Source organism: Streptosporangium sp. NPDC002524 (assembly GCF_040295985.1).
In the GTDB taxonomy this organism is placed as follows: domain Bacteria; phylum Actinomycetota; class Actinomycetes; order Streptosporangiales; family Streptosporangiaceae; genus Streptosporangium.
This window is the reverse complement of record NZ_JBEOWK010000004.1, coordinates 54,595-80,818: the sequence shown is the minus strand read 5'-3', so window position 1 is coordinate 80,818 and position 26,224 is coordinate 54,595. Positions and strand designations below refer to the sequence as shown.

Annotated in this window: 18 protein-coding genes; 13 read left to right on the top strand and 5 right to left on the bottom strand. The window is 72.7% G+C overall.

What is annotated here, in order from left to right:
* From ABT053_RS07405 to ABT053_RS07370, 8 genes are all read left to right on the top strand, one after another.
* Complete coding sequence (locus tag ABT053_RS07405) at positions 1-831, top strand: ABC transporter permease (RefSeq protein WP_350968033.1); 831 nt, start codon at positions 1-3, stop codon at positions 829-831.
* Between the two features lie 289 nt (positions 832-1,120).
* On the top strand, positions 1,121-2,458 hold the full coding sequence (locus ABT053_RS07400) for a cytochrome P450 (RefSeq protein WP_350968032.1): 1,338 nt from the start codon (positions 1,121-1,123) through the stop codon (positions 2,456-2,458).
* Positions 2,448-3,650, top strand: a complete 1,203-nt coding sequence (locus ABT053_RS07395; RefSeq protein ID WP_350968031.1) for a flavin monoamine oxidase family protein — start codon at positions 2,448-2,450, stop codon at positions 3,648-3,650. Before ABT053_RS07400 ends, ABT053_RS07395 begins: the two co-directional genes overlap by 11 nt.
* Positions 3,650-4,882 carry a Rieske 2Fe-2S domain-containing protein gene (locus ABT053_RS07390; protein ID WP_350968030.1) on the top strand — a complete coding sequence of 411 codons (1,233 nt, stop codon included), beginning with the start codon at positions 3,650-3,652 and terminating at the stop codon, positions 4,880-4,882. The genes ABT053_RS07395 and ABT053_RS07390 overlap by 1 nt, the downstream gene beginning before the upstream one ends.
* Positions 4,879-5,673, top strand: a complete 795-nt coding sequence (locus ABT053_RS07385) for an alpha/beta fold hydrolase (protein WP_350968029.1) — start codon at positions 4,879-4,881, stop codon at positions 5,671-5,673. The genes ABT053_RS07390 and ABT053_RS07385 overlap by 4 nt, the downstream gene beginning before the upstream one ends.
* 47 nt (positions 5,674-5,720) lie before the next feature.
* Positions 5,721-6,593 (top strand): hypothetical protein, encoded by an 873-nt coding sequence (locus tag ABT053_RS07380; protein ID WP_350968028.1) that lies wholly within the window; start codon positions 5,721-5,723, stop codon positions 6,591-6,593.
* Positions 6,527-7,231, top strand: a complete 705-nt coding sequence (locus ABT053_RS07375; protein ID WP_350968027.1) for a VOC family protein — start codon at positions 6,527-6,529, stop codon at positions 7,229-7,231. Before ABT053_RS07380 ends, ABT053_RS07375 begins: the two co-directional genes overlap by 67 nt.
* 103 nt (positions 7,232-7,334) lie before the next feature.
* On the top strand, positions 7,335-8,774 hold the full coding sequence (locus tag ABT053_RS07370) for an NAD(P)/FAD-dependent oxidoreductase (RefSeq protein ID WP_350968026.1): 1,440 nt from the start codon (positions 7,335-7,337) through the stop codon (positions 8,772-8,774).
* Between the two features lie 185 nt (positions 8,775-8,959).
* On the opposite strand, the gene ABT053_RS07365 is transcribed toward ABT053_RS07370, so the two are convergent.
* On the bottom strand, positions 8,960-11,398 hold the full coding sequence (locus ABT053_RS07365) for an ATP-binding protein (RefSeq protein ID WP_350968025.1): 2,439 nt from the start codon (positions 11,396-11,398) through the stop codon (positions 8,960-8,962).
* Between the two features lie 237 nt (positions 11,399-11,635).
* On the opposite strand from ABT053_RS07365, the gene ABT053_RS07360 reads away from it, so the two are divergent.
* The 5 genes from ABT053_RS07360 to ABT053_RS07340 are packed head-to-tail and all read left to right on the top strand — an operon-like array spanning position 11,636 to position 21,222.
* Positions 11,636-13,885 (top strand): TOMM precursor leader peptide-binding protein, encoded by a 2,250-nt coding sequence (locus ABT053_RS07360; RefSeq protein ID WP_350968024.1) that lies wholly within the window; start codon positions 11,636-11,638, stop codon positions 13,883-13,885.
* A gap of 14 nt (positions 13,886-13,899) precedes the next feature.
* The gene (locus ABT053_RS07355) at positions 13,900-15,261 is read left to right on the top strand and encodes a SagB family peptide dehydrogenase (RefSeq protein WP_350968023.1); all 1,362 of its coding nucleotides are present in this window, start codon (positions 13,900-13,902) and stop codon (positions 15,259-15,261) included.
* 6 nt (positions 15,262-15,267) lie between these two features.
* Positions 15,268-16,080 carry a biotin/lipoyl-containing protein gene (locus ABT053_RS07350; RefSeq protein WP_350968022.1) on the top strand — a complete coding sequence of 271 codons (813 nt, stop codon included), beginning with the start codon at positions 15,268-15,270 and terminating at the stop codon, positions 16,078-16,080.
* 16 nt (positions 16,081-16,096) lie between these two features.
* Positions 16,097-18,325, top strand: a complete 2,229-nt coding sequence (locus ABT053_RS07345; protein ID WP_350968021.1) for an NHLP family bacteriocin export ABC transporter peptidase/permease/ATPase subunit — start codon at positions 16,097-16,099, stop codon at positions 18,323-18,325.
* Complete coding sequence (locus tag ABT053_RS07340; protein WP_350968020.1) at positions 18,322-21,222, top strand: NHLP bacteriocin export ABC transporter permease/ATPase subunit; 2,901 nt, start codon at positions 18,322-18,324, stop codon at positions 21,220-21,222. The genes ABT053_RS07345 and ABT053_RS07340 overlap by 4 nt, the downstream gene beginning before the upstream one ends.
* Before the next feature lie 334 nt (positions 21,223-21,556).
* Here ABT053_RS07340 and ABT053_RS07335 read toward each other — a convergent pair whose 3' ends face one another.
* The 4 genes from ABT053_RS07335 to ABT053_RS07320 form a co-directional block, all read right to left on the bottom strand.
* Positions 21,557-22,183, bottom strand: coding sequence for a hypothetical protein (locus ABT053_RS07335; RefSeq protein WP_350968019.1), 627 nt, complete (start codon positions 22,181-22,183; stop codon positions 21,557-21,559).
* Between the two features lie 16 nt (positions 22,184-22,199).
* The gene (locus ABT053_RS07330; RefSeq protein WP_350968018.1) at positions 22,200-22,598 is read right to left on the bottom strand and encodes a DUF4259 domain-containing protein; all 399 of its coding nucleotides are present in this window, start codon (positions 22,596-22,598) and stop codon (positions 22,200-22,202) included.
* 87 nt (positions 22,599-22,685) lie between these two features.
* Positions 22,686-23,036, bottom strand: a complete 351-nt coding sequence (locus ABT053_RS07325) for a DUF1801 domain-containing protein (protein WP_350968017.1) — start codon at positions 23,034-23,036, stop codon at positions 22,686-22,688.
* 350 nt (positions 23,037-23,386) lie between these two features.
* Positions 23,387-25,567 carry an elongation factor G gene (locus ABT053_RS07320; RefSeq protein ID WP_350968016.1) on the bottom strand — a complete coding sequence of 727 codons (2,181 nt, stop codon included), beginning with the start codon at positions 25,565-25,567 and terminating at the stop codon, positions 23,387-23,389.
* Positions 25,568-26,224 lie beyond the last annotated feature (657 nt).

The following is a 26,224-nucleotide window of genomic DNA, read 5'->3' as shown; positions in this document are numbered from 1 at the left end:
ATGGAATCCGTCTCCGCGCCCGGCCGCGGGTTGCCGGCCGATCTGTGGCGGGCGAGTGCCGCCCGGTCGTCGGTCGAGCTGAAGTCGTTCTTCCGCAACAGGCAGTCGCTGGTCTTCACCCTGTTCTTCCCGGTGATCCTGCTGGTGGTGTTCGGCGCGATCTTCACCGGGAAGGTGCAGGGCACCGAGACCGACTTCAAACAGGTCTTCATGGCGGGCATCGTGGCCGCCGGCGTGATGAGCACCGCCTTCTCCGGGCTCGCCATCAACATCGCGATCGAGCGGGACACCGGTCTCATCAGCAGGCTCGCGATGACGCCGATGCCCAAGGCCGCCTACTTCATCGGCAAGCTGGTGAAGGTCGTGGTGACCACCGTGGTGGAGATGGCGCTGCTGCTGGGCATCGCGGTGACCGCGTTCGGGCTGCCCCTGCCCGGCACCGCGCAGCGCTGGTTCACCCTCGCCTGGGTGCTGACGCTGGGCACCGTAACGTGCGCGCTGACCGGGATCGCCTACAGCGCGGCGATCCCGAACAGCCGTTCCGCCGCGGCGATCGTGACGCCTGTGTTCATGGTGTTGCAGTTCATCTCCGGAGTCTTCTACCCCTTCCACCAGCTTCCCGCGTGGATGCAGACCACGGCCGCGCTGTTCCCGGTGAAGTGGATGGCGCAGGGGTTCCGCGCGGTCTTCCTGCCGGACAGCTTCACCGTCGTGGAACCGGCGGGCGGCTGGGAGCTCGGCCGCGTCGCGCTCGTCCTCGGGCTGTGGGCGGTGGGCGGGCTGCTGCTCACCGCGCTGACGTTCGGCTGGCGCAGCGCGCGCGTGCGGTGATCGGCCCGAGCACCTGATCGGGCAGGCCGTCGACAGAGACATCGATAGAAACGTCGACAGAGACGTCGATAGAAACGTCGACAGAGACGTCGACAGAGACGTCGACAGAGACGTCGACAGAGACGTCGACAGAGACGTCGACAGAGACGTCGACAGAGACAGGGCCGTCGATCGAACCGACGCTTGACTGAACCAACGCTTGATCGAACCAAGGCTTGATCAGACGGACCGCTGATCGGGAGATCGGGAAGCGGCTGATCGGGCGAGCGACAGCAAGGGAAACTGACGCGTGACGGCAGGCACTCAGATCCGGCTCCCCGACCACCTGTCCCACCCCTTCTCCCCCGCGGGACGGGCCGATCCCTATCCGGCCTACGACTGGCTGCGCTCCCGCGCCCCCGTCCACTACGACGCGATGTCGCGGCTGTGGCTGGTGACCGGGCACGCCGACTGCGCAGCCGTACTGCGTGACCGGGGGTTCTCCGCGAGCGCCGGGCAGCAGGGGCGGGCGCGCGGCGAGGAGCTGCCGCCGTCGATGCTCACCACCGACCCGCCCGACCACACGCGGCTGCGCGCGCCGGGACTGCTGCTGCTCGGACCTGCGGCGATCGCGTCGGTGGCCGGGGGGATCGCCGCCGACGTGGACGACCTTCTCGAACGGCTCGCGGGCGAGACCGTGGTCGACGCGGTCAGGGAGATCGGGAGCCCGCTCGCCACCTCGGTCTTCCTGCGGCTGTTCGGGCTGGCGGAACGTGACAGGAAGGTCTTCGCGCAGCTCGCCCAGGCGGCCTCGATCAACCTGGACCCGCTGGCCGGGCCGCAGGTGGCGGCGCTGGGCAGGTCGGCCATGGCGGAGCTGAGCCGGTTCCTGGACGGGCACTGCATGGTCGCCGCGCCCAGCCCGCTGGCCCGGCTCGCCGCCGACGACCGGCTCACCCGGCCGGAGATGCTCGGGGTGCTCGGGCTCGCCGTGGTGGGCGGGTGGCAGCCGCTCGCCGAGGCGATCGGCAACGCGCTGTACTGGCTGCTGCCCCGGCCGGAGGCGCTCGCCGCGCTGCGCGAGGGCGGGGAGGAACTGGCGCGTACGGCGATGGACGAGTTGCTGCGGCTGGAGGCGCCGATCCCGTTCACCGCGAGGGTCGCGGCCGGGAACGTGACACTGCCCGGCGGGGAGGTGCCCCAGGGGGCCCGGGTGCTGGCGGTCGTCGCCGCCGCGAACCGGGACCCGGCCGTCTTCGACCGGCCCGGGGAGCTGGTGCTCGACCGGACACCCAACCCGCACCTGGCCTTCGGCGGGGGGCCGCACTTCTGCCTGGCGGCGCAGCTCGTCCGGCAGACCGGGGCGGTGCTGCTGTCCCGGCTGGCCGGGCGGTTCCCGGCCGCGTCGCTGGCCGACGCGAACCCCGCCTGGGCCGCCACCATGATCCCCCGGCGGCTGCGCGCCCTTCCTGTGAACCTGTGCGCCCTTCCGGCGGACACTGTCGATCTCTCCGCCGACCCGGGCGCCCTTCCGGCGGACCTCGGTGCCGTCCCGGCGGGTTCGGGTGTCCTTGGGGCGACCCCGGGCGCCCTTCCGGCGGACTCCGCTGCTCTCCCCGCGGACGTGGGAGGCGGGGATGCGTACTGAGGTCCTGGTGATCGGGGCGGGGGTCAGTGGGCTGACCTGCGCCGCCCGCCTGGCGGAGGCCGGGGTGCGTACCGTGGTGGTCGAGGCCAGGGCGCGGGTGGGCGGCCGGATACGGACGTTCCGGCCCGCGGACGGCGGGCCCTCCCTGGAGCTGGGCGCGCAGGTCGTCCACGGCGACCGTAACCCCGTCCACGGGATCGTGGGGACAGAGACGGCGCCGCGGCCGACCGCGGCCAGGGTGGTCAGCGGGCGGGTGGGCCGTCCTATGGGGGCGCTGGCCCGCACGCCGAATCCGCCGTGGGCGCTGGAGGCCAGGCTGAACGCCGAGGGCGCCGGGGCCGGTGAGTCGGTGAACGACTGGCTCGGGGCCAGGGGCGGGCCGTACCCGGTGGCGAGCGAGTGGTTCCGCCAGATCTGGGCCGCCGATCCCGGCCGGCTCAGCGCCCGGGGGGTGGCCGAGTCCCAGCGGGGCGACACCGCCGGGCGGGGGGAGTTCGTGGTGTCCGGCGGGTTCGACCTGCTGCCGCGACGGCTGGCCGAGGGGCTCGACGTGCGCACCGGCTGCCCCGTCCACGTGCTCGGCTGGTCGCCGGGACGGGTCGGCGCGCAGACGCCGGCCGGGACCGTGGAGGCCGAACGGGTGGTGGTGACGGTGCCGCCCTCCGTCGTGGCCCACGGCACGCTCACCGTCAAGGATCTGCCCGATCACAAGGCCGAGGCCGCGCGTGCCCTCTCCGGTGGGGACGGCTGCTGCGTCGTCGCGACCCTGTCCGTCCCCGCGCCGGAGACGGCGTCGGTGTTCGACGCGGACGGGGCCGGTGGCTTCGTGAGCTGCCGCGAGGGGCGTCCCGAGGCGCTGATCGTGGCCAGGGACGCGGCGGCGGCCTGCCTGCGCGCCGCGACCGGTCCCGGCCTGTCGGCGCTGCTCGCGGTGGCCCTGCCCTGGAGCGCGCGGGCCCGGGTGGTGGACACGGAGGTCGCCGACTGGGGGGCCGACCCGTGGAGCCGGGGCGCGTTCACCGCGCCGCTGCTCGGCGCCGAGCGGGCCCCCGCCGTCTGGGCCGAACCGGTCGCGGACACGCTGTTCTTCGCGGGCGAGGCCACGGTCTCGGGAACGCGACCGCCGTGGGTTCAGGGGGCGATCGCCAGCGGGGCGATCGCCGCCGACCGGCTCCTGGAGGCGATGGGCTGATGACGTCCTATTCGGAACGACCGCATTCGGGGTGGTACCTCCCGGCCTTCACCTCGGAGCTGGAGGCCGAGGTGACCCCCCTGGAGATCGGGACCCGGCGGCTGGTGGCCGTACGGGACGGGACGGGGATCCGCGTCTTCGACGCCGACTGCCCGCACCGAGGCGCGCATCTCGGCTACGGGGGACGGCTCTCGGGCGGCTGCCTGGTCTGCCCGTTCCACGGCCGCCGGATCGCGCTGGGCGAGTCCACCGGGCGGCTGTCGGTGCGCGAGCACCACGTGATCGTCTCCGGTGAGGCGGTGTTCGTCCGGCTCTCGGACGGCGCCGGCCGCACGGACGACGACCGGGGGCTCACGAGGGCGCTCAAGGAGCTGGAGACGACCCACCCGCTCACGGCGGCCGTGGTCAGGCCGGTGGCCGCCGACCCGGCGCTGATCGTGGAGAACGCCTTCGACATCGACCACTTCACCGAGGTGCACAAGGTGCCGAGGCTGCGCGGGATGGCGCATCGGGACGGGGACGAGGGTGAGCTCGTCATCGAGGGCGAGTTCGTCATGGGGGCGAAGCCGGGGAACACCTCCGGGCCGCAGGTCACCCGGGCGCGCTTCCTGGCCCGCGCCTACAGTCCCGGCGTGGTCGTCACCCGGTTCGGGCCGCCGGGCTGGGAGCAGGTCATCGTCACCGCCGCCGTGCCGTACGAGGGGGGCGGGTGCGTGGCGCGGGTGGCGATCGGGGTCCGCCCGGAGCAGCGGGGGGAACTGCCGCTGCTCATCCACGGCAGCGAGCGCGCGCTCGCGGAGGACGCGGCGATCTGGGAGCGGCTGAACCCGCGGGCGGTCCCCCGCTTCGACGGCAGGGACGTGGCGGTGCTGGCCTACCGGGAGTTCTGCGCGACCTTCGGATCACCGGCCAGCGAGTCACCGGCCGTCGAGTCACCGGCCAACGGGGCACCGCCTACCGGGTCACCGCCCGTCAGGTCACCGTCCCTCGGGTCACCGTCTGTCGGGTCACTGGTCGGCGGGTCACCGTCCTTCGGGTCACCGTCTGTCGGGTCACTGGTCGGCGGGTCACCGCCCGTCAGGTCACCATCTCTCGGGTCACCGGTCGGCGGGTCACCGTCCCTCGGGGAACCCGCCTCCGGGGAACCGGCCCTCGGGAAACCGGCCCTCGGGAAACCCGCGCTCGGGAAGCCCGCACTAGGAGAGCCGGTGGCCCTTGGGGAGTCCGCGTGAACGGGTTGCGAATCGTCAGGTCGGGGACGGGCCCGGCGGTGCTGTGGGTGCACGGTTACACCATGGACCTCACGCTGTGGAGGCCGCTGTGGCAGCTGCTGCCGGGCTGGCGGCACATCGGCGTGGATCTTCCCGGCCACGGCGGCTCCGAACCGCTGCGCCCCGGTACGACCCTGCCGACGCTCGCGTTACGGCTGGCCGAAATCGCCGAGGCCGAGCGGGCGGACCGGGTCGTGGGACTCTCCTTCGGTTCCAGCGTCGCGCTGCAGATGGCCCTGGAGGCGCCCGAGGTCGTACGGAACCTGGTGCTCGCGGCGCCGACCCTCGGCGGCGCGCCGCCCGACCCGGCGGCCCGGCGGCGCTACATGGAGCTCATGATGGTGCGCAGGGCGGGCGGCGGGCGCGAGCAGATGGCCGAGCTGTGGATGAGCTCCCCACCGGACATCTTCCGCGGCACCGAGGCGCACCCCGAGCTGCGGGCCCGGCTGCGCGCGGTGATCGGCGGGCACTCCTGGGCCGAGCTGGACACGGGGGCGATGGCCGCCCTCAGCGCGCACCGGCACCCGCCGGAGGACCTGACCCGGATCAGGGCGAGCACCATGGTGATCATCGGTGACTCGGACATGCCCACGTTCGTGACCAACGCGGAGACGCTGCGGCAGACGGTGCCCGGATGCCATATTCGGACAATCCCTAACTCGGGGCACCTTCCCCTGCTAGAGCAGCCGGAAATGTCAGCAAAAGCAGTATTTGCGGGACTGACATTATCTGAGAGAGTAGATCGGGTTTGAGGCTATTGTACAAGCGTTTACAGTTGGACACCCGTAAGGGGGGTTAGTTGCCCCTGCTGTTGAGTTTCTTCGGCATGACCATCATGGTGCTCACCGAGCTCAGCTCCGGCGACCTGGCGTTCCTGTTCGGCCCTCACCTCGTGGAGAGCGGCGAACCACAGCTGGTCGTGAAGCTTCTCACCGGCAAGTCGCCGGCCGGGGAGCTGCTGGTCCACCGTCCCGACGGGATGCTGCTGCAGCGTCGCGTGTTCCGCGGATGGAGCACCATGCCACCCCCTCTCCCCCCGTTCGCCGTGCTCGACCATCTCTTCCTGGTGATGCGCGCCGTCGTCATGGCCAAGGACGACGCGACGGTCGCGCTGATCGGCAGCTCCTGCTCACCCAGCGCCGGTGTGGCGGCCGCGCTGGCCGGCCGGTCCTGGCGGCCGGTGTCGGGACAGCTCCTCGTGGTCGACCGGTCCACCGGCCACACCCTCCCCTTCCACGCCCCGCTGGACCTGCGCGGCAGCGCCCTGGAGTCGGCCAGGACCGGCGGCCTGATCGGCCCGGAGACCGCCCCCGGCGCCTGGCGGCGGGCCCAGCCGACGCTGGCCGGGGAGTCCGTCCTGGTCCGCCCGGAAGTGCTGGGCCCGATCGTCCCCGTCACCGCCAGGCTCGCCCCGCCCACGCTGGTCAGGCTCTGCCAGGGGGACGGCGACCGCTGCAGGCTGGAACCGTGGGCCTTCCAGCCGCACGTCTGGCCGCCGAACACCTCGGACCTGGCCGACGCGCCCCGCTACCGGCTGCTCATGCCGGAGTTCGGGGGCGCCGAGGAGGCCGCGGCACTCATCGACGACATGATCCAGGAGACACCATGCCCCGGCGGACCTCGTACGGCCCGGGAACACCTTGCTGGGTTGACCACGTCACCGTCGACCTGACCGGAGCGAAACAGTTCTACGGCGGCCTGTTCGGCTGGGAGTTCACCAGGGAGAACGACCGCGGCTACCACCTCATCACGCTGCGAGGGGAGATCATCGGCGGCCTCGGGCCCAGCCCGACGGTCATGGCGCCCGGCTCGTCGTGGAACGTCTACCTGGCCTCCAAGGACCTCGACCACACCCGGGCGGAGGTCGTTGACCTGGGCGGACGGGTCGTGATGGGCCCGGTGCCCGCGGGCGAGGACGGCCGCCTCTGCCTGGCCGTCGACCCGTCGGGCGCGGCGGTCGGCTTCTGGGAGGGCGGCAGGGACGAGGGCGTGGTCCTGGCCGACGAGCCCGGCGCGCTGTGCGCCTGCGAGCTGCACACCGCCCGCCCGGACGCGGCGGAGGAGTTCTACCGGGGCCTGTACGGCGACGTGCCCCTCGTGATCCGCCCATCGTCCAGGACCGGCTGGGTGCCGTTCTTCGGCGTCCCCCACGCCGCCGAGGGCATCGGAAACGCCGGGAGCACGGAGGACACCCGAGGCGCCGCGGCGGCCCTGGCCGCCGGGGCCCGCCCGCTGGAATCGGGACTGTTCGCCGATCCCCTGGGCGCGGTCTTCGGCCTCACCGACGGGAACCTCACCGACCTGAATTAGTCGATAAATGCGTATCACGATGAGCACAAATACGTATTAACAAGATTCCCCCACCCTTGCGATGATTCTGGAGTGAGCAATTCTCGCAAGGGAGGGGCATTTCATGGCGCCTGACGTGGTGGTGATAGGCGGTGGCCCGGCGGGAGCGATCTCCTCGGCGCTGCTGGCCCGGGCCGGTGCCCGGGTACGCCTGCTGGAACGGGATTTCTTCCCCCGATATCACATCGGCGAGTCGATCTCCTCTTCCTGCCGGGCCATCATCGACCTCGTCGGCGCCCGGGAGAAGATCGAGTCCCGCGGCTACCAGGTCAAGGAGGGCCTGCTGCTCCGCTGGGGCGCGGAGCGCGACTGGACGATCAACTGGCCCGACCTCTTCGGCGACCAGGTGCGGTCCTGGCAGGTGGACCGCGCCGACTTCGACGACGTCCTGCTCAAACACGCCGCCGACCAGGGCGTAGAGGTGGTCCAGGGCGCCCAGGTGAGGAAGGTCCTCTTCGACGGCGACCGCGCCATGGGCGTGGAGTGGACGCACGACGGACGTCCGCGGGAGTCTCCCGCCGACTTCGTGGTGGACGCCTCGGGGCGTGCCGGGGTGCTCTCGTCCCAGCACTTCCGCGACCGGCGCCCGCACGACGTCTTCCGCAACGTCGCCATCTGGGGCTACTACCGGGGCGGCGCCCTACTCCCCCGCACCCCACGGGGCGGCATCAACGTGATCTCCGCCCTCAACGGCTGGTACTGGGTCATCCCGCTCAGCGGCGACGTCTACAGCGTGGGCTTCGTCACCCACCAGGACCACTTCCTGGCCCGCAGGCCCGAGTTCCCCTCGCAGAAGGCGATGTTCCTCACCCTGGTCGCGGAGTCGGAGACGGTGGCGGAGCTGGTGGCGGACGGCCGCTTCGAGGGCGAGGCCCGCGTCGAGCGGGACTTCTCCTACTCGGCCGACAGCTTCTGCGGCCCCGGTTACTTCATCGCGGGCGACTCCGCCTGCTTCCTCGACCCGCTGCTCTCCACCGGCGTGCACCTGGCCATGTACAGCGGCATGCTGGCGGCCGCGAGCATCCTGTCCGCCCACGCCGGGGAGGTCACCGAACGCGAGGCGCTGGGCTTCTACGAGTCCCACTACCGCAACGCCTACGGCCGGATGTTCTCCATGGTCGCCGGGTTCTACGAGCAGTACCGGGGCAGGAACAGCTACTTCTGGCTGGCCCAGCGCCTGGCCAGGGGCCAGTACCCGGAGCTGATGAGAAAGCGCGGGGGCGACTCCCCTGTGCCCTCCGACGGCGCCTTCGCCTCGATCACCTCGGGCCTGACCGACCTCGACGACGCCACTCGCGTCGGCGGCGCGGCCCCGCTGGACGCGATGGTGCTCGCCAGCGAGCTGGTCACCGGGAAGACCGGAAACGCCGGGAAGGGCGGGAGGACCGGGAAGGGCGGGAGCGGGACGGGGCACCCGGACGCCGACGACGCGACCGGGCTGTACCTGGTCACCGAACCGAGGCTGGGCATCGGCAAGGCCGTCGAACCGGTGGCACCACGCTGACCGAAAACCGAGCCGAACCGGCGACCCCCCGCTGACCGAAGGCCGAGCCGAACCGGCAGCACCACGTCGATCGAAGAACGAACCGAACCGGCGGCCCCCACGCCCACCGGAACCAACCCGAACCGGCGACCCTCACCCTGACCAGGAACCAACCCGAACCAATGGCACCACCCTGACCGGAGAGGTCAGAGTCCGAGGGCGGTGGACAGCTGGTGCCGCCCCCGGATGCCAAGCTTGCGGTAGATACGGCCCAGGTGGGTGTCGATGGTGCGCTTGCTCAGGCAGAGCCGCTCGGCGACCTCCATGCTGCTCATGCCCTGCCGTACCAGCTCGACGACGCGCTGCTCGGCGGGGGTGAGCACGATCCTGGCGTGCGACGGCTGCGCGTCCGGCGCGTGCTCCCGGCTCCCCTGCGGCTCGGCGGCGATCGTACGGGCGGCGGAGTGCTCGCCCAGCGCGGTGTACGCCTCGGCGGCGTGGGCGCGCCAGGGCAGGCAGGCGGGGTTGGTGATGCCGCGGGCGGAGAGGCGGTGCCCGCAGTCGAGGAACAGGCTCAGCGCGGTGACGTGGTCGTCGTCCGCCGCCGCGATCAGCCCCTGGACCTCCAGGACCATGCTCTTGACCAGGGGGTGGGCGTCGGCGGGGGTCGTCGTCTCGCGCATCAGCGCCGCGGCGTCCTCCACGCGGCCCAGCCGGACGAGGGCCCGCGCGCCGCAGGCGCGGGCCGCCGTGGCGAGCACCCGCGCGCCGATCAGCTCGGCCCCCTTCCGCGCGTCGAGCGCGTCCCGCAGGCTGTCGGCGGGCTCGCCCCGCCGGTGGCCGACGTCCGACCGCAGGAGCAGCCCGAGCGCGTGCAGATCGGGCTGGTCCCAGGTGCGGGCGTCCTGCAGGATCCTGGCGCACACGGCCAGCGCCTCCTCCGGCCGTCCCGTCCAGCCGAACGCCAGCGCGGCGCCCACCAGGCCGGTCCCGACCGGCCGGTCCCTGCGGGACCGTTCCCTGGTGGCCCGCATCGCCAGCCGCCTCGCGGTGTCCGGGTACCGCCCGCCCGCCGCGACCATCGCCGCCAGCGCGCCGGAGAACTCCTTCGCCGCCGCGTCCTGCACGCCCGACACGGCCATCCGCAGCGACCTGCGCAGCCCGGTGCGGTATCCCGACAGCACGCCCTGCGCGGTGAGCCGCAGCAGCGGCTCCCTCGGCGGGTCCGCCACGGCCGCCAGCTCGTGGGCCGCGGTGACGAACGGCCTGACGCCCACCGTGCTGGCGGCCAGCGCGGGGCTGGCCAGGTTCAGCAGCGACCTGGCCCGCCGGACGGGGTCGGGCGCGGTGGTGGCCAGCGCCTCGGCGTGCCGTACGCAGGCGTCCAGGTCGTGGCGCAGCTCGACCATGCCGAGCTGCAACGTCAGCTCGTGAATGGTGGCGGGGTCGTCTGAGCAGGCCAGCGCGCGGCGCAGGTACCGGGTCGCGTCGTCGTACTCGCGGGCCGCGACCGCCTCGGTGGCCGCCCTGCGCAGCACCGGGACCCCCCAGTCGGAGTCGGTGAGCATCAGGTGCTCGGCGGTCTGCCCGGCCGGCGCGCCCAGCCTGTCCAGCAGCGCGGCCCCGCGTTCGTGCAGGCCGAGCCGGGTCTGGCTGTCGATGCGCGACAGCACGGCCGCGCGGATCAGCGGGTCGCGGAACCGCACCGGCGGCCCCTCCGTGACGAGGCCCGCCTGGACGAGGGTCCGGCGGGCCTGGCGGATCTGCGGCTCGCCCTGGCTCAGCAGGATCGCCGCCACGGTGATGTCGGTGTCGGGTCCCATCACGGCGAGCTGGGTGAGCAGCTCCGAGGCCACCGGGTCTTGACTGTGCAGCCATTCGAGCACGGTGTCGGACAGGGCGGCCGTGCCGATCTCCAGCACCTGGTCGGCGTCGGGCTCCCCCGGGCTCACCCTGGCCTGCCGCATCCGGCTGGTCAGCTCGCGCAGCACCAGCGGGTTGCCCTGCGACAGCGTGTGGCAGAGCGCGGCCAGCTCCACGTCGGGCGGCGCGCCCAGCGCCTCCGCGACGAAGTCGGCCGTGCAGGTGGCGCAGAACGGCCTGAGCTGGACGAACCGCGCGTACGGCAGCTTGCCCAGGTCCGCGCCGAGCCCGGCCGGGACGCTGCCCGGCAGCGTGGCGACCATCATCACCGGCAGGTCGTCGAGGCGGCGCGCGATGTAGGAGAACCACCGCAGCGACGGCGTGTCGGCGAAGGACAGGTCGTCGATCGCGATCACCACCGGATGGTCGGCGACCAGGTCCCGGGTGAGGTGGAACAGGTTGAGCAGCAGGTCGTGGGTCGCGGCGCCGTCACCGCCGGAGGCGCGGTCGAACTGCCTGCGGGTCCGCTCGCCGGAGGCGAGCACCGGGTCGAAGAGCTGGCGGACCATTCCGTAGGCGAAATGACTCTCGCTCGGGTGGCAACGTGCCCGTAACACCCGGCTGCGCTGGGGAAGCATCTCGGTAATGGCGCCGAGCAGAGAGCTCTTGCCCATCCCGTTCTCCCCGAGGATTGACGCGACGGTCGGCCTTCCTGACCGGAGCCCGTCAATTGCCTCCCCGAATACAGTCAGTTCTCTGTCTCGGTGAAGAAGTGGAGCCATACCTCATCGTCCCATTCTCCCGATACGGATCTCAACGGGTTCCATGCCCGTCTTTCGCGGCGATCCGGATGTGAGGCCGAATCCGCCGCCCGCCGCGGCGATACTGAGGCGGCCGCGACCGCTCCCTAAGTATCCGCCGCGCGATGCGTACAATTTTTTGCGCATTCACCATCGACCTCCTCCCGTGTTTAAATCCGCAATGAAGAGGGTGTCGAGAGCTTGATATAAAAAAGGCGGATGACGATGGAGAGTCCACGGCTGAAGGCTCATTTCCATGTCGAGGTCGTGGACGGATCCAGGGTCTTCCTGTACGCGGAGGGAAAGGACTTCCTCGTGCCGGGGAAGGCCGCCGCGGCGGTGCTGCCCTACCTCGACGGCCGCAGGACCGTGAGCGAGATCGTCCAGGAGCTGTCCGGGAGCGTGCCGTTCACCACGGTGCTGACCACGCTGCGCCGCTACGAGGCCGCGGGGCACCTCGCGGAGGGCAGGCCCGACCTGCCGGAGAGGGTGCTGGCCTACTGGGACGCGCTGGGCATCGACCCCGCGGCCGTCACGAAGGGCACACCGGTCACCGTCTCCGCCGCCGAGGGGGTGGACGCCGCGCCGGTCGTGGACGCCCTGACCGGGCTGGGGCTGAGGGTGGGCACCGGCCCGATCGGCGAGGTGCCCGCCGAGGGGGTCTCGGTCGTGCTCGTCGACGACTACCTCGACCCGGCCCTGGAACGCCGCAACGCGCTGCAGCTCGCGTCCGGCCTGCCCTGGCTGCTCGCCAAGCCCGGCGGCGTGAGCCCGTGGCTCGGCCCCTACCTCGACCCCGACCACACGGGCTGCTGGTCGTGCCTGGCGCAGCGGCTCAGTGGCAACCGCCAGCTGGAGCGCTACCTCGCCGGGAAGCGGGGCGAGCGGACGCCGCTGCACCCGGTGCGCGCGCAGATCGCGGCGGGGCCGCTCGCGCTGGCCGGGATGCTCGCGGCCGAGGTCGCCAGGATCGTGGCGACCGGCGAGCCGGGCGCGCTCTGCGGCCAGATGGTCGCCCTCGACCTCGCGACCCTGGAGACCAGCAGGCACGTGCTCGTCCGCCAGCCGCAGTGCCCCTCGTGCGGCACGCCCCCCGACGACGACCCCAAGATCGTGCTCACCCCCCGGCAGGCGAACCACGTCACCGACGGCGGCTACCGGGTCTACCAGCCGCAGGAGACGTTCGCCCGGCTGGAGCGGCACATCAGCCCGCACCTCGGCGCGATCACCAAGCTGATCTCGATCGGCGCCGACCCCACCGGCCTCACCTTCAGCTACGCCGCCGGACACAACTTCGCCATGGTCAACGACAGCATGGACCTGCTGCGCCGCAACCTGCGCGGCCAGAGCGGCGGCAAGGGGCGCTCGGAGATCCAGGCGAAGGTCAGCGCGGTCTGCGAGGCGATCGAACGCTACTCGGGGGTCTGGCGCGGGGACGAGCCGGTCGTCCGGGCCGCGTACGCCGACCTGGACCCGGCGACGGCCGTGCACCCGGACCGGATGCTGCTCTTCTCCGACGAGCAGCGCGCCGGGCGCGCGGAGTGGAACGCCGACCCGGCGCACCGGCTGCAGCAGGTGCCCGACCCGTTCCCGGAGGACGTGCCGTTCGACTGGTCGCGGGCCTGGTCGCTCACCCGCGACGAGGAGCGGCTCGTCCCGGCCGCCTACGCCTGGTACGGCCACCCCGACCTCTACGGCCACTTCTTCTGCATCGCCGACTCCAACGGCAGCGCCGCGGGCAACACCCTGGAGGAGGCCGTCCTGCAGGGCATCTGCGAGCTGGTCGAACGCGACTCGGTGGCGCTGTGGTGGTACAACCGGCTGCCCCGCCCCGGCTTCGACCTCGACTCGCTGGACGACCCCTACGTGGGCGAGCTGCGGGCCTTCTACGACGGCATGGACCGCGACCTGTGGATGCTCGACCTCACCACCGACGTGGGCATCCCGGTGTACGCGGCGGTCTCCCGGCGCCGCCACGAGGTCGAGGACATCATGGTCGGCTTCGGCAGCCACCCCGACCCGCGCATCGCGGCGTTCCGCGCGCTCACCGAGCTCAACCAGTTCCTGCCCAGCGTGGAACGGCGTGACGAGAAGGGTGACACGCTCTACCGGGTGGACGACCCGGAGATGCTCGCCTGGTGCAAGGGCGCGGTGATCGGCCGGGAGCCCTGGCTGCTGCCGGACCCGGGGCGGCCGGCCACCGTCGTCGGCCCGCCCGCCCCCACCGACCTGGCCGAGTGCGTACGCCGGTGCGTGGACTCGATCGAGGCGGCCGGCTCCGAGGTGATCGTCCTCGACCAGACCCGCCCCGACCTGGAGCTGAACGTCGTCAAGGTGATGGCCCCCGGCCTGCGGCACTTCTGGCGCCGCCTCGCCCCCGGCCGCCTCTACGACGCCCCGGTGCGCCTCGGCTGGCTCGACCGCCCGACCCCCCAGGACGAGATCAACTCCTGGAACGTGTTCTTCTGAGACGGACGGTCCCCATGAATCCCATCATCGTCTCCCGGCTCCGCCGGGGCGCGTCGTTCTCCGGCGAGCGCATCCAGCTCGCCACCACGGTCCTCGATCCGAAGAACCTGTCCCAGGGACAGGCCACGGCACTGAAGCTGCTCGCCGAGGGCGACCACGACGACGCCGCCCTCGCCGCCGCGGTGACCACCGCGGACGGCGAGGCCGGGCTGCTGCGCTGGCACCTGCTGTTCCGCGGGCTGAACACCTCCGGGATGGTCGAGCACGCGGTGCGGGTGGACGGCGCCGTCACGGCCAGGCTCTATCCCGTCGGCCGGGGCTCGACGCTGCCGGTGGCGGCCCCGGCCGGGCCCGTACGGCTGTCGCGCTTCGCCGAGGCGCGGGTGGTGGACGGCACGCTGACCCTGCGGGCCCCCGGCCGTCACCTGGCCGTCGAGCTGATGCCGGAGACCGCGGGGCTGCTCGGCGAGCTGGCGACCTGGAACACCGGGACGCCCGCCCCGCTGCTGCGGCTGCTCGCCACGGCCGGCCTGCTCGCCCCCGGCGGCCCGGACGAGGACCTGGAGGCGACGGAGCGCTCCTACGCGCAGTGGCACCCCGCCGACCTGGCCTTCCACTCCCGTACCCGCTTCCCCGCCTCGGCCTCCGGGTACGGCGGGACCTACCCCCTCGGTGACCGGTTCCCGCCGGAACCGGTCTCCCCCGAACCCTCGGGCCTCCGGACGGTCACGCTGCCGGTGCCCGACCTGGACGAGATCGCGGCCAGGGAGCCGTCGTTCACCGAGGTGCTCGAACGGCGCACCTCGACCCGCGCCCACGACCAGGAGGCGCCGATCACCCTCGCCCAGCTGGGCGAGCTGCTCTACCGGAGCCTGCGCAGGCGGGGCACCATGACGGGCAGCGACGGCCAGCGGCTGGCCAGCCGTCCGTACCCGAGCGGCGGGGCCGTCCACGAGCTGGAGGTCTACCCGCTGGTCTCCGCGTGCGAGGGACTGCCGGCCGGGCTGTGGCACTACGCGACCGACCGGCACGAGCTGGAGCTCGTCGCCGAACCGGGCAAGGCCACCGGCGCGCTGGTCGGGGAGGCGCGGAACGCCGCGATGATGGAGTCGGACCCGCAGGTGGTGCTGCTGGTGGCGGCCCGGTTCGGCCGGGTGATGTGGAAGTACGAGACCGTCGCCTACCCGCTGGTGCTCAAGCACGTGGGCGTCCTCTACCAGACCCTCTACCTGGTGGCCGCCGCGATGGACCTCGCCGTGTGCGGCCTGGGCGGCGGCGACACCGGGGCCTTCGCCACCGCCTCGGGACGCGACCCGCTCCTTGAGGGCACCGTCGGGGAACTCGTCCTCGGCTCCCGTCCCCGGACGGAGGCGTAGACCGCGATGCGATTCCGCTATCAGGCGCTGCAACGGATGCGCGAGCCCGACGAGCTCGACTCCCCCACCCTGCTCGCCACCCCCCGGGGCTGGATCGCGGTCTTCGTCGTGATGATCGTGATGGCCGGTGGGCTGGTCTGGGCGTTCGCCGCCGAGCTGCGCATCTCGGTCGCCGCCCCGGGGGTCCTCACCCACCCGGGCGGCACCGCCCGCATCCAGAGCCACTACTCCGGCCTGGCCCGCCGCGTGCTGGTCCGGCCGGGCGACCGGGTGATCGTCGGCCAGTCCGTCGCGGAGCTGCAGGAGGCCGACGGCAAGACCCGGGAGGTGGCGAGCCCGTTCACCGGCCAGGTGGTCGGCACCACGATCAACGACGGCCAGGTCGTCGCCGTCGGCACCACGGTCGCCACGGTCGAGCGGACCGACCTGCCCGACGACCGCCTCGTCGCCATGGTGTTCGTGCCCGCCGACCGGGCCGCGTGGATCGCCCCCGGCCGACCGGTCGACCTGGAGGTGTCGACCGCGCCCGCCGCGGCCTTCGGGCTGCTGCGCGGCACGGTCACCTCGGTGAGCCGCTACCCCCTGACCGGCGAGGCGCTGGCCGGGCTGGTGGGCGGCGACCTGGCCGCCAAGAGATACGCCGCCGTCCAGGCCCCCCTGATGATCATCGTGGACCTGATCCCCAAACCGGGCGCGCACTCGGGGTACGCCTGGTCGACCGCGCAGGGCCCGCCCGTACGGCTCGACTCCCAGGTGACCGTGTCGGCCTCCATCCACCTGGGAGAACAGACGCCGTTCGACCTGGTGCTCGGGCGCTGAGCGGAGGAGGGGACCGATGACGAACACCACACTGAAGCCCGCGTCCAGGAAGAAACAACCGCAGGCCCCGCGCCCCCGCAGGAAGAACCGCCACCGGGTCCCGACCGTGATCCAGATGGAGGCGGTCGAGTGCGGCGCCGCCGCGCTGGCGATGGTCCTGGGCCACTACGGCAAGCACGTCCCGCTCGAAGACCTGCGTGGCCGCTGCGGGGTGTCCAGGGACGGGTCCAAGGCCTCCTCGATGCTCGCGGCGGCCCGCTCCTACGGAATGGTCGCCAAGGGCTTCCAGGTCGAGGCCGAGCTGCTCCGCGACCAGACGGGCCCGGTGATCATCTTCTGGGCGTTCCAGCACTTCATCGTGGTCGAAGGGCTGGTGACCCGGTTCGGCCGCACCATGGTCGCGGTCAACGACCCGTCGTCGGGCCCGCGGCTGATGGAGTGGTCGGAGTTCGACTCCGGCTTCACCGGGATCATGCTGACCTTCGAGCCCGGACCCGACTTCAGGCCCGGCGGCGAGCGCGCCAGGCTCAGCAAGGCGCTGCTCCAGTGGCGGCTGCCGTCCGGGCGCGCCCTGCCGCTGGTGCTGCTGGCCAGCGCGCTGCTGCTGCTGCCCGGCATCGCGGGACCCGCCTACTACCGGGTCTTCATCGACCGGGTGCTGACCGGCAACTCCCCCGGCGTCCTGCCACCGCTGCTGATCGTGATGGCGTTCACCGCGGCGGCCGTCTTCGTGCTGACCTCGGTGCAGCAGTACTACCTGTTACGGCTGGAGATCAGGGTCGGGCTGGTCGGCTCCGCCCGCTTCTTCCGGCACCTGCTGCGGCTGCCCATCGAGTTCTTCCTGCAGCGCCGCCCGGCCGAGGTCGCCAAGCGGATCTCCACCAACGACACCGTGGCCGAGATCCTCTCCCGCGACCTCGCGCTGACCGTGATCAACATGGTGCTGGTGGTGTTCTACGCCGCCCTGCTGGTCCGCTACGACGTGCTGCTCGGCGTCATCGGCGTCGGCATGGCGGCGCTGAACATCCTGGTGCTGCGCTGGGTCGCGCGGGCGCGCAAGGACGCGGTCACCGCGCTCCGTACCGACCGCGGCAACCTCACCGGCACCACCTTCGCCACGCTCAGCATGATCGAGACGGTCAAGGCCACCGGTGCCGAGCCCGACGCCTTCACCCGCTGGGCGGGCTTCCTCGCCAAGGTCGTCTCCGCGCAGCAGCGGCTCGGCGTGCCCACCGCGGTGCTGGTCGTCGTCCCGCCCCTGCTCGCCACCGTGAACACCGGCCTGATGCTGCTCATCGGCGGGCTGCGGGTGGTGGAGGGCGTGCTCAGCGTCGGCATCCTCATCTCCTTCCAGACCCTGCTCGCCGCGCTCAGCAGGCCGGTCACCCAGCTCACCAACCTCGGCGGACGCCTGCAGGACCTCAGCGCCGACGCCAAGCGCATCCACGACGTGGAACGGCACCCGATCGCCCGCTGCTTCGAGCGCACCGGCGACGAGACGGAGATCGCCACCCGCCTGGAGGGCCACCTCGAACTGCGCGACGTCACCTTCGGGTACGGCCCGCTCACCGACCCCGTCATCGAGAACCTCTCGCTGAGCATGACGCCGGGCAGCCGGGTCGCGATCGTGGGCGGCTCCGGCAGCGGGAAGTCCACCCTGGGCCGCCTGCTCACCGGCCTGTACGAACCGCGCTCCGGGCGGATCCTGCTCGACGGCCACCCGCTGGACGAGATCCCGCGCACCGTGCTCGCCAGCTCGATGGCCTACGTCGACCAGGACATCGTGCTGTTCGCCGGGACCGTGCGCGACAACCTCACCCTGTGGGACGAGGCGGTCCCCGACGACGTGGTGCTCGCCGCGCTCCGCGACGCCGCGGTCTACGACGCCGTGCTGGCCCGTCCCGGCGGGATCAACTCATTTGTCCGCGAGGACGGCCGCAACTTCAGCGGCGGCCAGCGGCAGCGGCTCGAACTGGCCCGCGCGCTCGCCGCGGAGCCGACCCTGCTCATCCTCGACGAGGCCACCAGCGCCCTGGACCCGGAGACGGAACGCGTCATCATGGACAACCTGCGCCGCCGGGGCTGCGCCTGCCTGCTGATGGCCCACCGGCTGTCCACCATCCGCGACGCCGACGAGATCATCGTCCTGGACCGCGGCCGGGTCGCCGAGCGCGGCAGCCACGAGGACCTGCTCGCCGCCGACGGCATCTACACGCGGCTGTTCAACACCGGAGGAGGACTGTGAGCACTGTGAGCCCTGTGAGCCCGGCCGCGCTCGAAGGGGTCGCCATCCCGATGGACCTCGGCACCGACCGGTTCACGATCCTCGACAATCCCGGGCGGATGCTGCTGGTCGAGTCGGGCACGGTGGACCTGTTCGCGGTCCGGACCTCCGGCGGCGAGCTGGAGGGCCGCTGGAACTTCCTCGGCCGCGCCGAGGCGGGCACGGTGCTGGCCTGCGGGGTGCCGCCGGGGCCGCGCCACGTGATCGTGGCCCGCCCGGTGCCCGGCGCCGGGCTGGCCGACGTCCCGGCCGCGATGCTGCACGACCTGCCCGCCGAGGCCGCCGCCTGGCTGGTCAGGGGGCTCGGCCGCGGCATCGAGCTGCTCGCCGAGGCGCTGCCCGCCACCCTGCCGCCCCGCCAGTTCGTCCCGCTGCCCGCCAGCGGGACCGCCGAGCTGGACGCGGGCCGTACCCTGCGGTCGGTCGACGGCGTGCGCTGCGTGCGCGTCGAGGAGGGCGAGGTGGGGATCGGCAACAGCGACGGCCTGCTGCTCGGCGCGGGCACCGACATCTGCCTCACCGAGCGGGACTGGCTCACCGCCCGCACCAGGGTCCGGCTGCGGACCCGCTCGCTGCACTCGGTCTTCGACGAGGGCCTGCTCTGCGAGTTCCTCGCCGCCCACGCCGTCCGGCTGCTCGCCACCGTCGACGAGCGCCTCGAACGGCAGCGCGAGGAGGAGCGCGCCGCGCTCACCGGCCTGCGCGACCGCGAGAGCACCGTGCTGACGCAGGCCGTACGGAGCTTCGACGCCGTACTGCGCGACACCGAGGTCCAGGTCAAGCTCGCCGACGTGGCGAACGACCCGCCCGCCCTGGCCGCGGCCCGGCTGGTCGCCGCGCACCTGGGCTTCGAGGTCCGGCCCCCGGTACGGCACGGCGGCCAGGACCGCCCGATGGGCGACCTGCAGGCGATCGCGCTCGCCTCCGGCGTACGGACCCGGATGGTCCGGCTGGACGGCCCGTGGTGGAAGCAGGACCTTGGGCCGATGGTGGGCAGCACCTCCGCGGGCCGTCCCGTGGCGCTGCTCACCATGGGCCACGGCTACGTCATGGTGGACGACGGGGTGCTCACCCCGGTCACCGCGGACGTCGCCCGCGGCCTGGAGAAGCGGGCGCACGTGCTGTACCGGCCGCTGCCCGCCTCGGTCAAGACGATCGGCGCGCTGCTGCGCCTGGGGCTCCTCGACGGCGGCAACCACCGGGACCTGCTGCGGTTCGCCGCCATGGGGGTGCTCGTCGCGCTGCTCGGGCTGCTCGTCCCGATCATGACGGGCAAGGTGCTCGGCGTGTTCACGGTCCGGGCCGAACTCGACCTCATCGTCCAGGGCTCCCTGCTCGTGATCGGCTCCGGGTTCGTGATCGCGGCCCTGTCGGTGGTGCAGAACATCGCGGTGCTGCGGGTCGAGAGCCGTACCACCTCGGCCCTGCAGTCGGGCCTGTGGACCCGGCTGCTCTCCCTGCCCGCCGGGTTCTTCGCCCGCTACTCGACCGGCGAGCTGGGAACCACGGTGCTGGGCATCAGCTCGGCGCAGGAGATGCTCTCCGGGATGCTGACCACGGCCACGCTGGGCCTGCTCACCGGATCGGCCAACCTCGTCCTGGTCTACTTCTACGACGTGCGCCTCGCCCTGGTCGCCACGGCGCTCATGCTGTTCGGGCTCGGGTTCGCCGTCGTCGCGGGGCGGATGCAGCTCCGCTGGCAGCGGCAGTCCTACGAGCACGAGCGGACCATGTCGGCCCGGGTCTTCCAGATGCTCACCGCGATGCCGAAGCTGCGGGCCGCCGCCGCCGAGGAGCGGGCGTTCGCCGAGTGGACGCGCGAGGTCACCAGGGGCCGCTCGCTCACCGCCTCGGCCCGCCGCATCCAGAACGCGGTGACCACGTTCAACGCCGGGTTCCCGCTGGTCTGCACGGCGGTCGTGTTCGCGGTGGTGGCCGGGCCGATGGCGGGCCAGATCCCGGTCGCCACGTTCCTGCCGTTCTTCACCGCGCTCAGCCTGCTGCTCGCCTCCAGCCTCCAGTTCACCGCCGCCGCCGTCACCGCGATGGGCGTCGTGCCGATGCTGGAGAACATCCGGCCGATCCTGGAGGCCCGGCCGGAGACCGACGGCACCAAGGCCGACCCCGGCGACCTGTCGGGACGGCTCGGGCTCAGCAAGGTGTCGTTCCGCTACGGCCAGGACGGGCCGCTCACCCTCGACGGGGTCGCCCTCGCGATCGAGCCCGGCGAGTTCGTGGCCCTGGTCGGTCCCTCGGGCAGCGGCAAGTCCACGGTGCTGCGGCTGCTGCTCGGCTTCGAGACCCCGCTGTCGGGCACCGTCCTCTACGACGGCCAGGACCTCGCCGAACTCGACGTCTCCGCCGTACGCCGCCAGTGCGGGGTGGTGCTCCAGAACGGCGCGCTGCAGGCGGGCAGCATCCAGGCCAACATCGTCGGCAGCGGCATCCACACCGTGGACGACGCCTGGGCGGCGGCCGAGATGGCCGGGCTCGCCGACGACATCAGGGCGATGCCGATGGGCATGCACACGGTGCTCTCCGAGGGCACCAGCACGCTCTCCGGCGGCCAGCGGCAACGCCTCATGATCGCCCGCGCGCTGGTCGCCCGGCCCCGCATCGTGTTCTTCGACGAGGCCACCAGCGCGCTGGACAATCCCTCCCAGAGCCGGGTCGCCGAGAGCACCCGCCGGCTCAACGCCACCCGGGTGGTGATCGCCCACCGGCTCTCCACGGTGGTGGCCGCCGACCGCATCGTGGTGATGGACGAGGGACGGATCGTCCAGCAGGGCACCTACGACGACCTCCTCGCCGACCGGGACGGCCTCTTCGCCCGCCTCGCCACCCGCCAGCTCTCCTGACCTGGGGGCGCCCCCCGCCCGGCGGGCGCGCGGGTCACCCGCCGGCTCTCGCGGCCCGCGAACGCACCCGACGACCGGCCGCTCACCGGCTCCCCTGACCGGAGGGCGCACCCTTGGAGGGCGTACGGGCAGGGTCGTCGGGTGTCGACGGGTGTCGACGGGTGTCGACGGGTGTCGACGGGTGTCCTCGGATGCCTTCGGTGTCCTCGGGTGTCCTCGGATGCCTTCGGGTGTCCTCGGCATCTTGCTCGGACGCGGTCAGATTGCTCGGACACGGTCAGATTGCTCGGACACGGTCGGATTTATCGGACGGGGTCAGATTTATCGGACGCGGTCAGAGCACCAGCGCGAGGACCGCCCACGCCACGCCCGCTCCGGTCGCCGCGCCCGCGGCGACCTGGGCGGGCGTGTGGTGGGAGACGCGTACCCGGGCCCACCCGATCAGGCCGACGAGGACCGTGCCCACCGCGAGCGTGGCCACGGCGGGCAGCACGTGCGCCAGCACGACCGCCGCCCCGGCGGCCACCCCCGTGTGGAAGGAGATCTTCCATCTCAGGGTGATCGCCCCCATGACCACGACCCAGCCGAGCATCACCGCCGCCGTCGCCGTCACGACGGCCGGCGCGTCCAGCAGGGCGAGCAGCGCCAGACCGGCCGCCACGGTGACCAGGCCGACGAGCATCGGCCCCGTGCGGGACCTCCGGTCGACCAGGTGCATCGAGTCCAGGCGGCCCCGCCGCACACCGACCGCGATCACCCCCACCGGCGCACCTGCGCACAGTGCCGCCGCGAGCAGACCCCACAGCGCGCCCGCCCATCCGTGGGCGAGCAGCCCGGCCACGATCGGCAGCGCGATCACGACGTACTGGGGAGCGGCCACCTCGGTCACCGCCCAGGCGAGGCCCCCGCGCTCCGCTCCGGCCCCCGGGCCCTGCCCGGACGCCTCACGCCGATCGGTCATGCCGCTCCTCGGCGGGTCAGGCCAGGGCCTGGCGGTAGGGGGTGAGGGTCGCGAGCCATCCGTCCAGGGAGCCGGCGTCCTCCCACAGCTCGTACAGCTCGTTGTCGTCGGGGCGGGTCGCCCGGTCGATGGTGGCCCGGGCGAGGTCGCGGAGCTCGGTGGACGGCTCGAAGGGGTTGCTCTCCAGCCACCGGGCGGCGACGGCGTCCGGCTCGGCGCCGATCACGCGGGCGCCGACCAGGCAGGCCACCGCCACGGCCCCGCTCATCTCCGGCCCCTCCACGTAGTCGTCCTCGTCGAGGATCTCCCGCATCACCAGGGCGAGCCGGGCCGCCGTGTCCTCGTGGTCCTCGATGTCGTCCAGCTGGTCGAGAGCCCCGTCGTTGCCGAACGGCCCTATGTCCCACGCGCCCATACCGGTCTCCCGCCTGCTCTTCTGATCGGTCGATCGGATGGTAGGGATCGCCTGCGACATTTTCGCCGTCCCGGCCGCACGCCCCGGCTACTCCTGGTCCAACCGCACGGCCTGCCGCGCGTAGTCGCGCAGGGCCTCTCGGTTCACGGTTTCCGGCTTCTTGAGCTTGACGTGCCTCGTCGTCTTCCCGACACCCTCCAGCAGGCCGAAGGAGTCCTCGAACTCCGCACCCCGCGTGAAGGCGAACGTCAGATGCGTCTTGCTGACGCTGACGATCGCCAGGATCTTCCGGCCCTGCCAGGCGGGCGACCCCCGGCTGATCACCTCGGTCGCGTCGGGAGCGCACTCCTTCATGAGCGTACGCAGCGTCTCCACGATTTCCCGGTGTTCCGGCTGAACCTTGGTCTCGACGAACTCATCCACAGCCTCACTGCTCATGAACAGGCCTTTCCGGCATCGCGCGTTGACCCGGGTCGCACACGTCTCCGATTCCCGGCCGGTCGATCATCGACGGGATGAGGCAGCATAGCCCGACAGGAGAACGATGGTCCGACATGTCGGCATACCTGGCTTCTCGTGGCTTTTCCGCGCTTCGTAGGACCTGGCCTGAGTTCGAGCCTTTTCGCGTGGGTCTTCGGGATCTCGCACAGCCGCGCCCCTGCGCGTGCGGCCGGTGCCAGGACGATCGCGGCGGAGGCGGACGGACGACACGGCACGTCACCGGGCGACGGCCCCGCCCGAAGACGGGACCGTCGCCGGTTCCTACTGACTCCTGCCGGGACGGCGTCCTACCGGGACGGCGTCCCGCCGGGCACGGTGCCCGGCGGTACCGGGGCGTACCCGGTGGGCCGGGTGGTGAAGGTGCCCCGGCCCTGGGTACGGCTGCGCAGCCGGGTCGCGTAGCCGAACAGCTCGGCCAGCGGCACGGTCGCGGTGATCACCACCGTCCCGGCCCGCGCGGCCGAGCCGGAGACCCGGCCGCGCCTGGCCGCCAGGTCACCCAGCACCCCGCCGGCGGCGTCGGCGGGCACGGTGGCCGTGACCTCGACCACCGGTTCCAGCACCACCATGGCACTGGCCCGCAGCGCCTCGCGCAGCGCGAACCGGCCGGCCGCGCGGAACGCCATCTCCGAGGAGTCCTTGGGGTGGGTGGCCCCGTCGGTCAGCGTGACCCGCAGGCCGGTCACCGGGTACCCGCCGAGGGGACCCTCGGCCAGCGCGTCCCGGCACCCCGCCTCCACCGCCCGCACGTACTCCTTCGGCACCCGGCCGCCGACGACGGCCGAGCCGAACACGAACCCCGTCGCGTCCGGGGCGGCGCCCGACGGCTGCGGCGACTCCGGCGACTCCGGCGACTCCGGTGACTCCGGCGAGTCCGGCGGCCCCGGCGTCCCCTGCGGCTCCAGTGGCTCCACGTCGAGGACGACGTGGGCGAACTGGCCGGCGCCGCCGTCCTGCTTGACGTGCCGGTACAGCAGGCCGGACACCCCGCGCACGACCGTCTCGCGGTAGGCCACCTGCGGCCGTCCGACACCGACGTCCAGCCCGTGGGCACGGCGGATCTTCTCCACCGCGACCTCCAGGTGCAGCTCGCCCATCCCCGACAGCACCGTCTGACCGGTCTCGGGGTCGGCCCGGACCGCCAGCGAGGGATCCTCCTCGACCAGCCGCGCCAGCGCCGACGCCAACCGGCCGGTTTCGGTGCTCCTGCGGGCCTCGACCGCGACGGAGACCACCGGATCGGCCACGACCGGCGGTTCGAGGACCAGCGGCGCCGAGGGGTCGCACAGGGTGGCCCCGGTGCGGGCCGCCTTCAGCCCGACGACCGCGACGATGTCCCCGGCCACCGCCAGGTCCACCTCGGTGTTCCGGTCGGCCTGTACCCGCAGGATCCGGCCGATCCGCTCGGTACGCCGCGCGCCCGCGTCCAGCACCGTGTCTCCCTTCCGGATCGTTCCCGAGTAGACGCGCAGGTAGGACAGCCGCCCGGTGGTGGTCGAGTTCACCTTGAACACCAGGGCGGCGAACGGCGCCGCCGGGTCGGCGGTGCGCTCCCGCACCGCGCCTTCCCCGGTACCGTCCTCGGTGCCGCGTACCGGCGGCACGTCCAGCGGTGAGGGCAGGTAGGCGACGACGGCGTCCAGCAGCGGCTCGATCCCCCGGTCGCGGTAGGCCGATCCGCACAGCACCACCACGCCCTCGCCCGTACGGGTCAGGTCGCGCAGCGCGGCGGCGAGGGTCGGCGCGGAGATCTCCGACTCCGCGCAGAACTCCTCCAGCGCGCCCGGGTGCAGTTCGGCCACCGACTCCTCCAGCAGCCGCCGGCGCCGGCGCGCCTCCTCCAGCAGGGCGTCCGGCACCGGCCCCTCCTCGAACGTGTCGCGGCCTCCGGCCCAGACCAGCGACCGCATGCGCACCAGGTCCACCACGCCGGTGAACCCGTCCTCCCGCCCGATGGGCAGCTGGACGACGAGCGGGACGACCCGCAGCCGCTCGCGGATCGACGCGACCGCCGCGTCGAGGTCGGCGCCGGCGCGGTCGAGCTTGTTGACGAAGGCGATCCGCGGCACGCCGTGCCGGTCGGCCTGCCGCCACACCGACTCACTCTGCGGCTCGACGCCCGCGACGGCGTCGAACACCGCGATCGCGCCGTCGAGCACCCGCAGCGAGCGCTCCACCTCGTCGGAGAAGTCGACGTGGCCGGGGGTGTCGATCAGATGGACGCGGTGGCCGTCCCAGGAACAGCTCACCGCCGCGGCGAAGATGGTTATCCCACGGTCGCGCTCCTGGGAGTCGAAGTCGGTGACGGTCGTCCCGTCGTGCACCTCGCCACGTTTGTAGGTGGCGCCGGTGACGTACAGGATCCGTTCGGTGACGGTGGTCTTGCCCGCGTCGACGTGGGCGAGGATGCCCAGGTTGCGGACGCCGGTCAGCGATTCGGTGATGTGGTGACGCAGGTCGGTACGCACGGCCCGTGGCCTTTCGGAGTGATCCGGACAGGACGGCGCGATTCCCGGACGTCACGACCCGAGGCCGGGTCGTGGAGAGACCCCTGGCATGGCACGGCCACACCGGACCCCCGGGGTGGCACGGCCACACGGGACACGTCCCACCGGCGAGGCGGGCGTGGGCTCCCGGGGGACGGCCACCGGGGGACACGCCCGACCGGCGAGGCGGGCGCGGGGCGCGGGAGTGCCCGCTCGGCCCCGGCGTGACGCGGTCACGCGGGGACACGCCCTACCGGGCGGGGGTCAGGGGTTCGTCACGGGTGTTCGACGCGGGCCGCGCGGCCGGCGTCGAGGACCGACGAAGACACCAGGATCACGTCATAGCGTGACGGGGGAATGACCACGGCGGTGCGGTGACGCACGGCATGCTCCCCTCACTGGTACGAGACGCGCACCGCGATGTCGCGGCTACGCGTGATCTGTGGCGAGTGTACTGAGACCGCCACGAGCGGGAAAGCGATTTTCTCCCCGGCGCTACCCCCGGCCTGACCGGCGCGCGAGGCGTTCCGGCTCACACGGCACTCCTGACCTGACCGGTGCGCGAGGCTCCCAGCTCACGCGACACCCCTGGCCTGACCGGCGTACGAGGCTCCCAGCTCACGCGTTGGCCTTGGCCTG

Excerpts from the sequence above, each read along its gene's own strand:
- ABT053_RS07335 (WP_350968019.1), bottom strand. The coding sequence starts at position 22,183 with ATGACCGATCGGCGTGAGGCGTCCGGGCAGGGCCCGGGGGCCGGAGCG.
- ABT053_RS07325 (WP_350968017.1), bottom strand. The coding sequence starts at position 23,036 with ATGAGCAGTGAGGCTGTGGATGAGTTCGTCGAGACCAAGGTTCAGCCG.
- ABT053_RS07360 (WP_350968024.1), top strand. The coding sequence starts at position 11,636 with ATGACGATGGAGAGTCCACGGCTGAAGGCTCATTTCCATGTCGAGGTC.
- ABT053_RS07390 (WP_350968030.1), top strand. The coding sequence starts at position 3,650 with ATGACGTCCTATTCGGAACGACCGCATTCGGGGTGGTACCTCCCGGCC.
- ABT053_RS07405 (WP_350968033.1), top strand. The coding sequence starts at position 1 with ATGGAATCCGTCTCCGCGCCCGGCCGCGGGTTGCCGGCCGATCTGTGG.
- ABT053_RS07355 (WP_350968023.1), top strand. The coding sequence starts at position 13,900 with ATGAATCCCATCATCGTCTCCCGGCTCCGCCGGGGCGCGTCGTTCTCC.
- ABT053_RS07365 (WP_350968025.1), bottom strand. The coding sequence starts at position 11,398 with ATGGCTCCACTTCTTCACCGAGACAGAGAACTGACTGTATTCGGGGAG.
- ABT053_RS07375 (WP_350968027.1), top strand. The coding sequence starts at position 6,527 with ATGCCCCGGCGGACCTCGTACGGCCCGGGAACACCTTGCTGGGTTGAC.
- ABT053_RS07330 (WP_350968018.1), bottom strand. The coding sequence starts at position 22,598 with ATGGGCGCGTGGGACATAGGGCCGTTCGGCAACGACGGGGCTCTCGAC.
- ABT053_RS07370 (WP_350968026.1), top strand. The coding sequence starts at position 7,335 with ATGGCGCCTGACGTGGTGGTGATAGGCGGTGGCCCGGCGGGAGCGATC.
- ABT053_RS07395 (WP_350968031.1), top strand. The coding sequence starts at position 2,448 with ATGCGTACTGAGGTCCTGGTGATCGGGGCGGGGGTCAGTGGGCTGACC.
- ABT053_RS07345 (WP_350968021.1), top strand. The coding sequence starts at position 16,097 with ATGACGAACACCACACTGAAGCCCGCGTCCAGGAAGAAACAACCGCAG.
- ABT053_RS07350 (WP_350968022.1), top strand. The coding sequence starts at position 15,268 with ATGCGATTCCGCTATCAGGCGCTGCAACGGATGCGCGAGCCCGACGAG.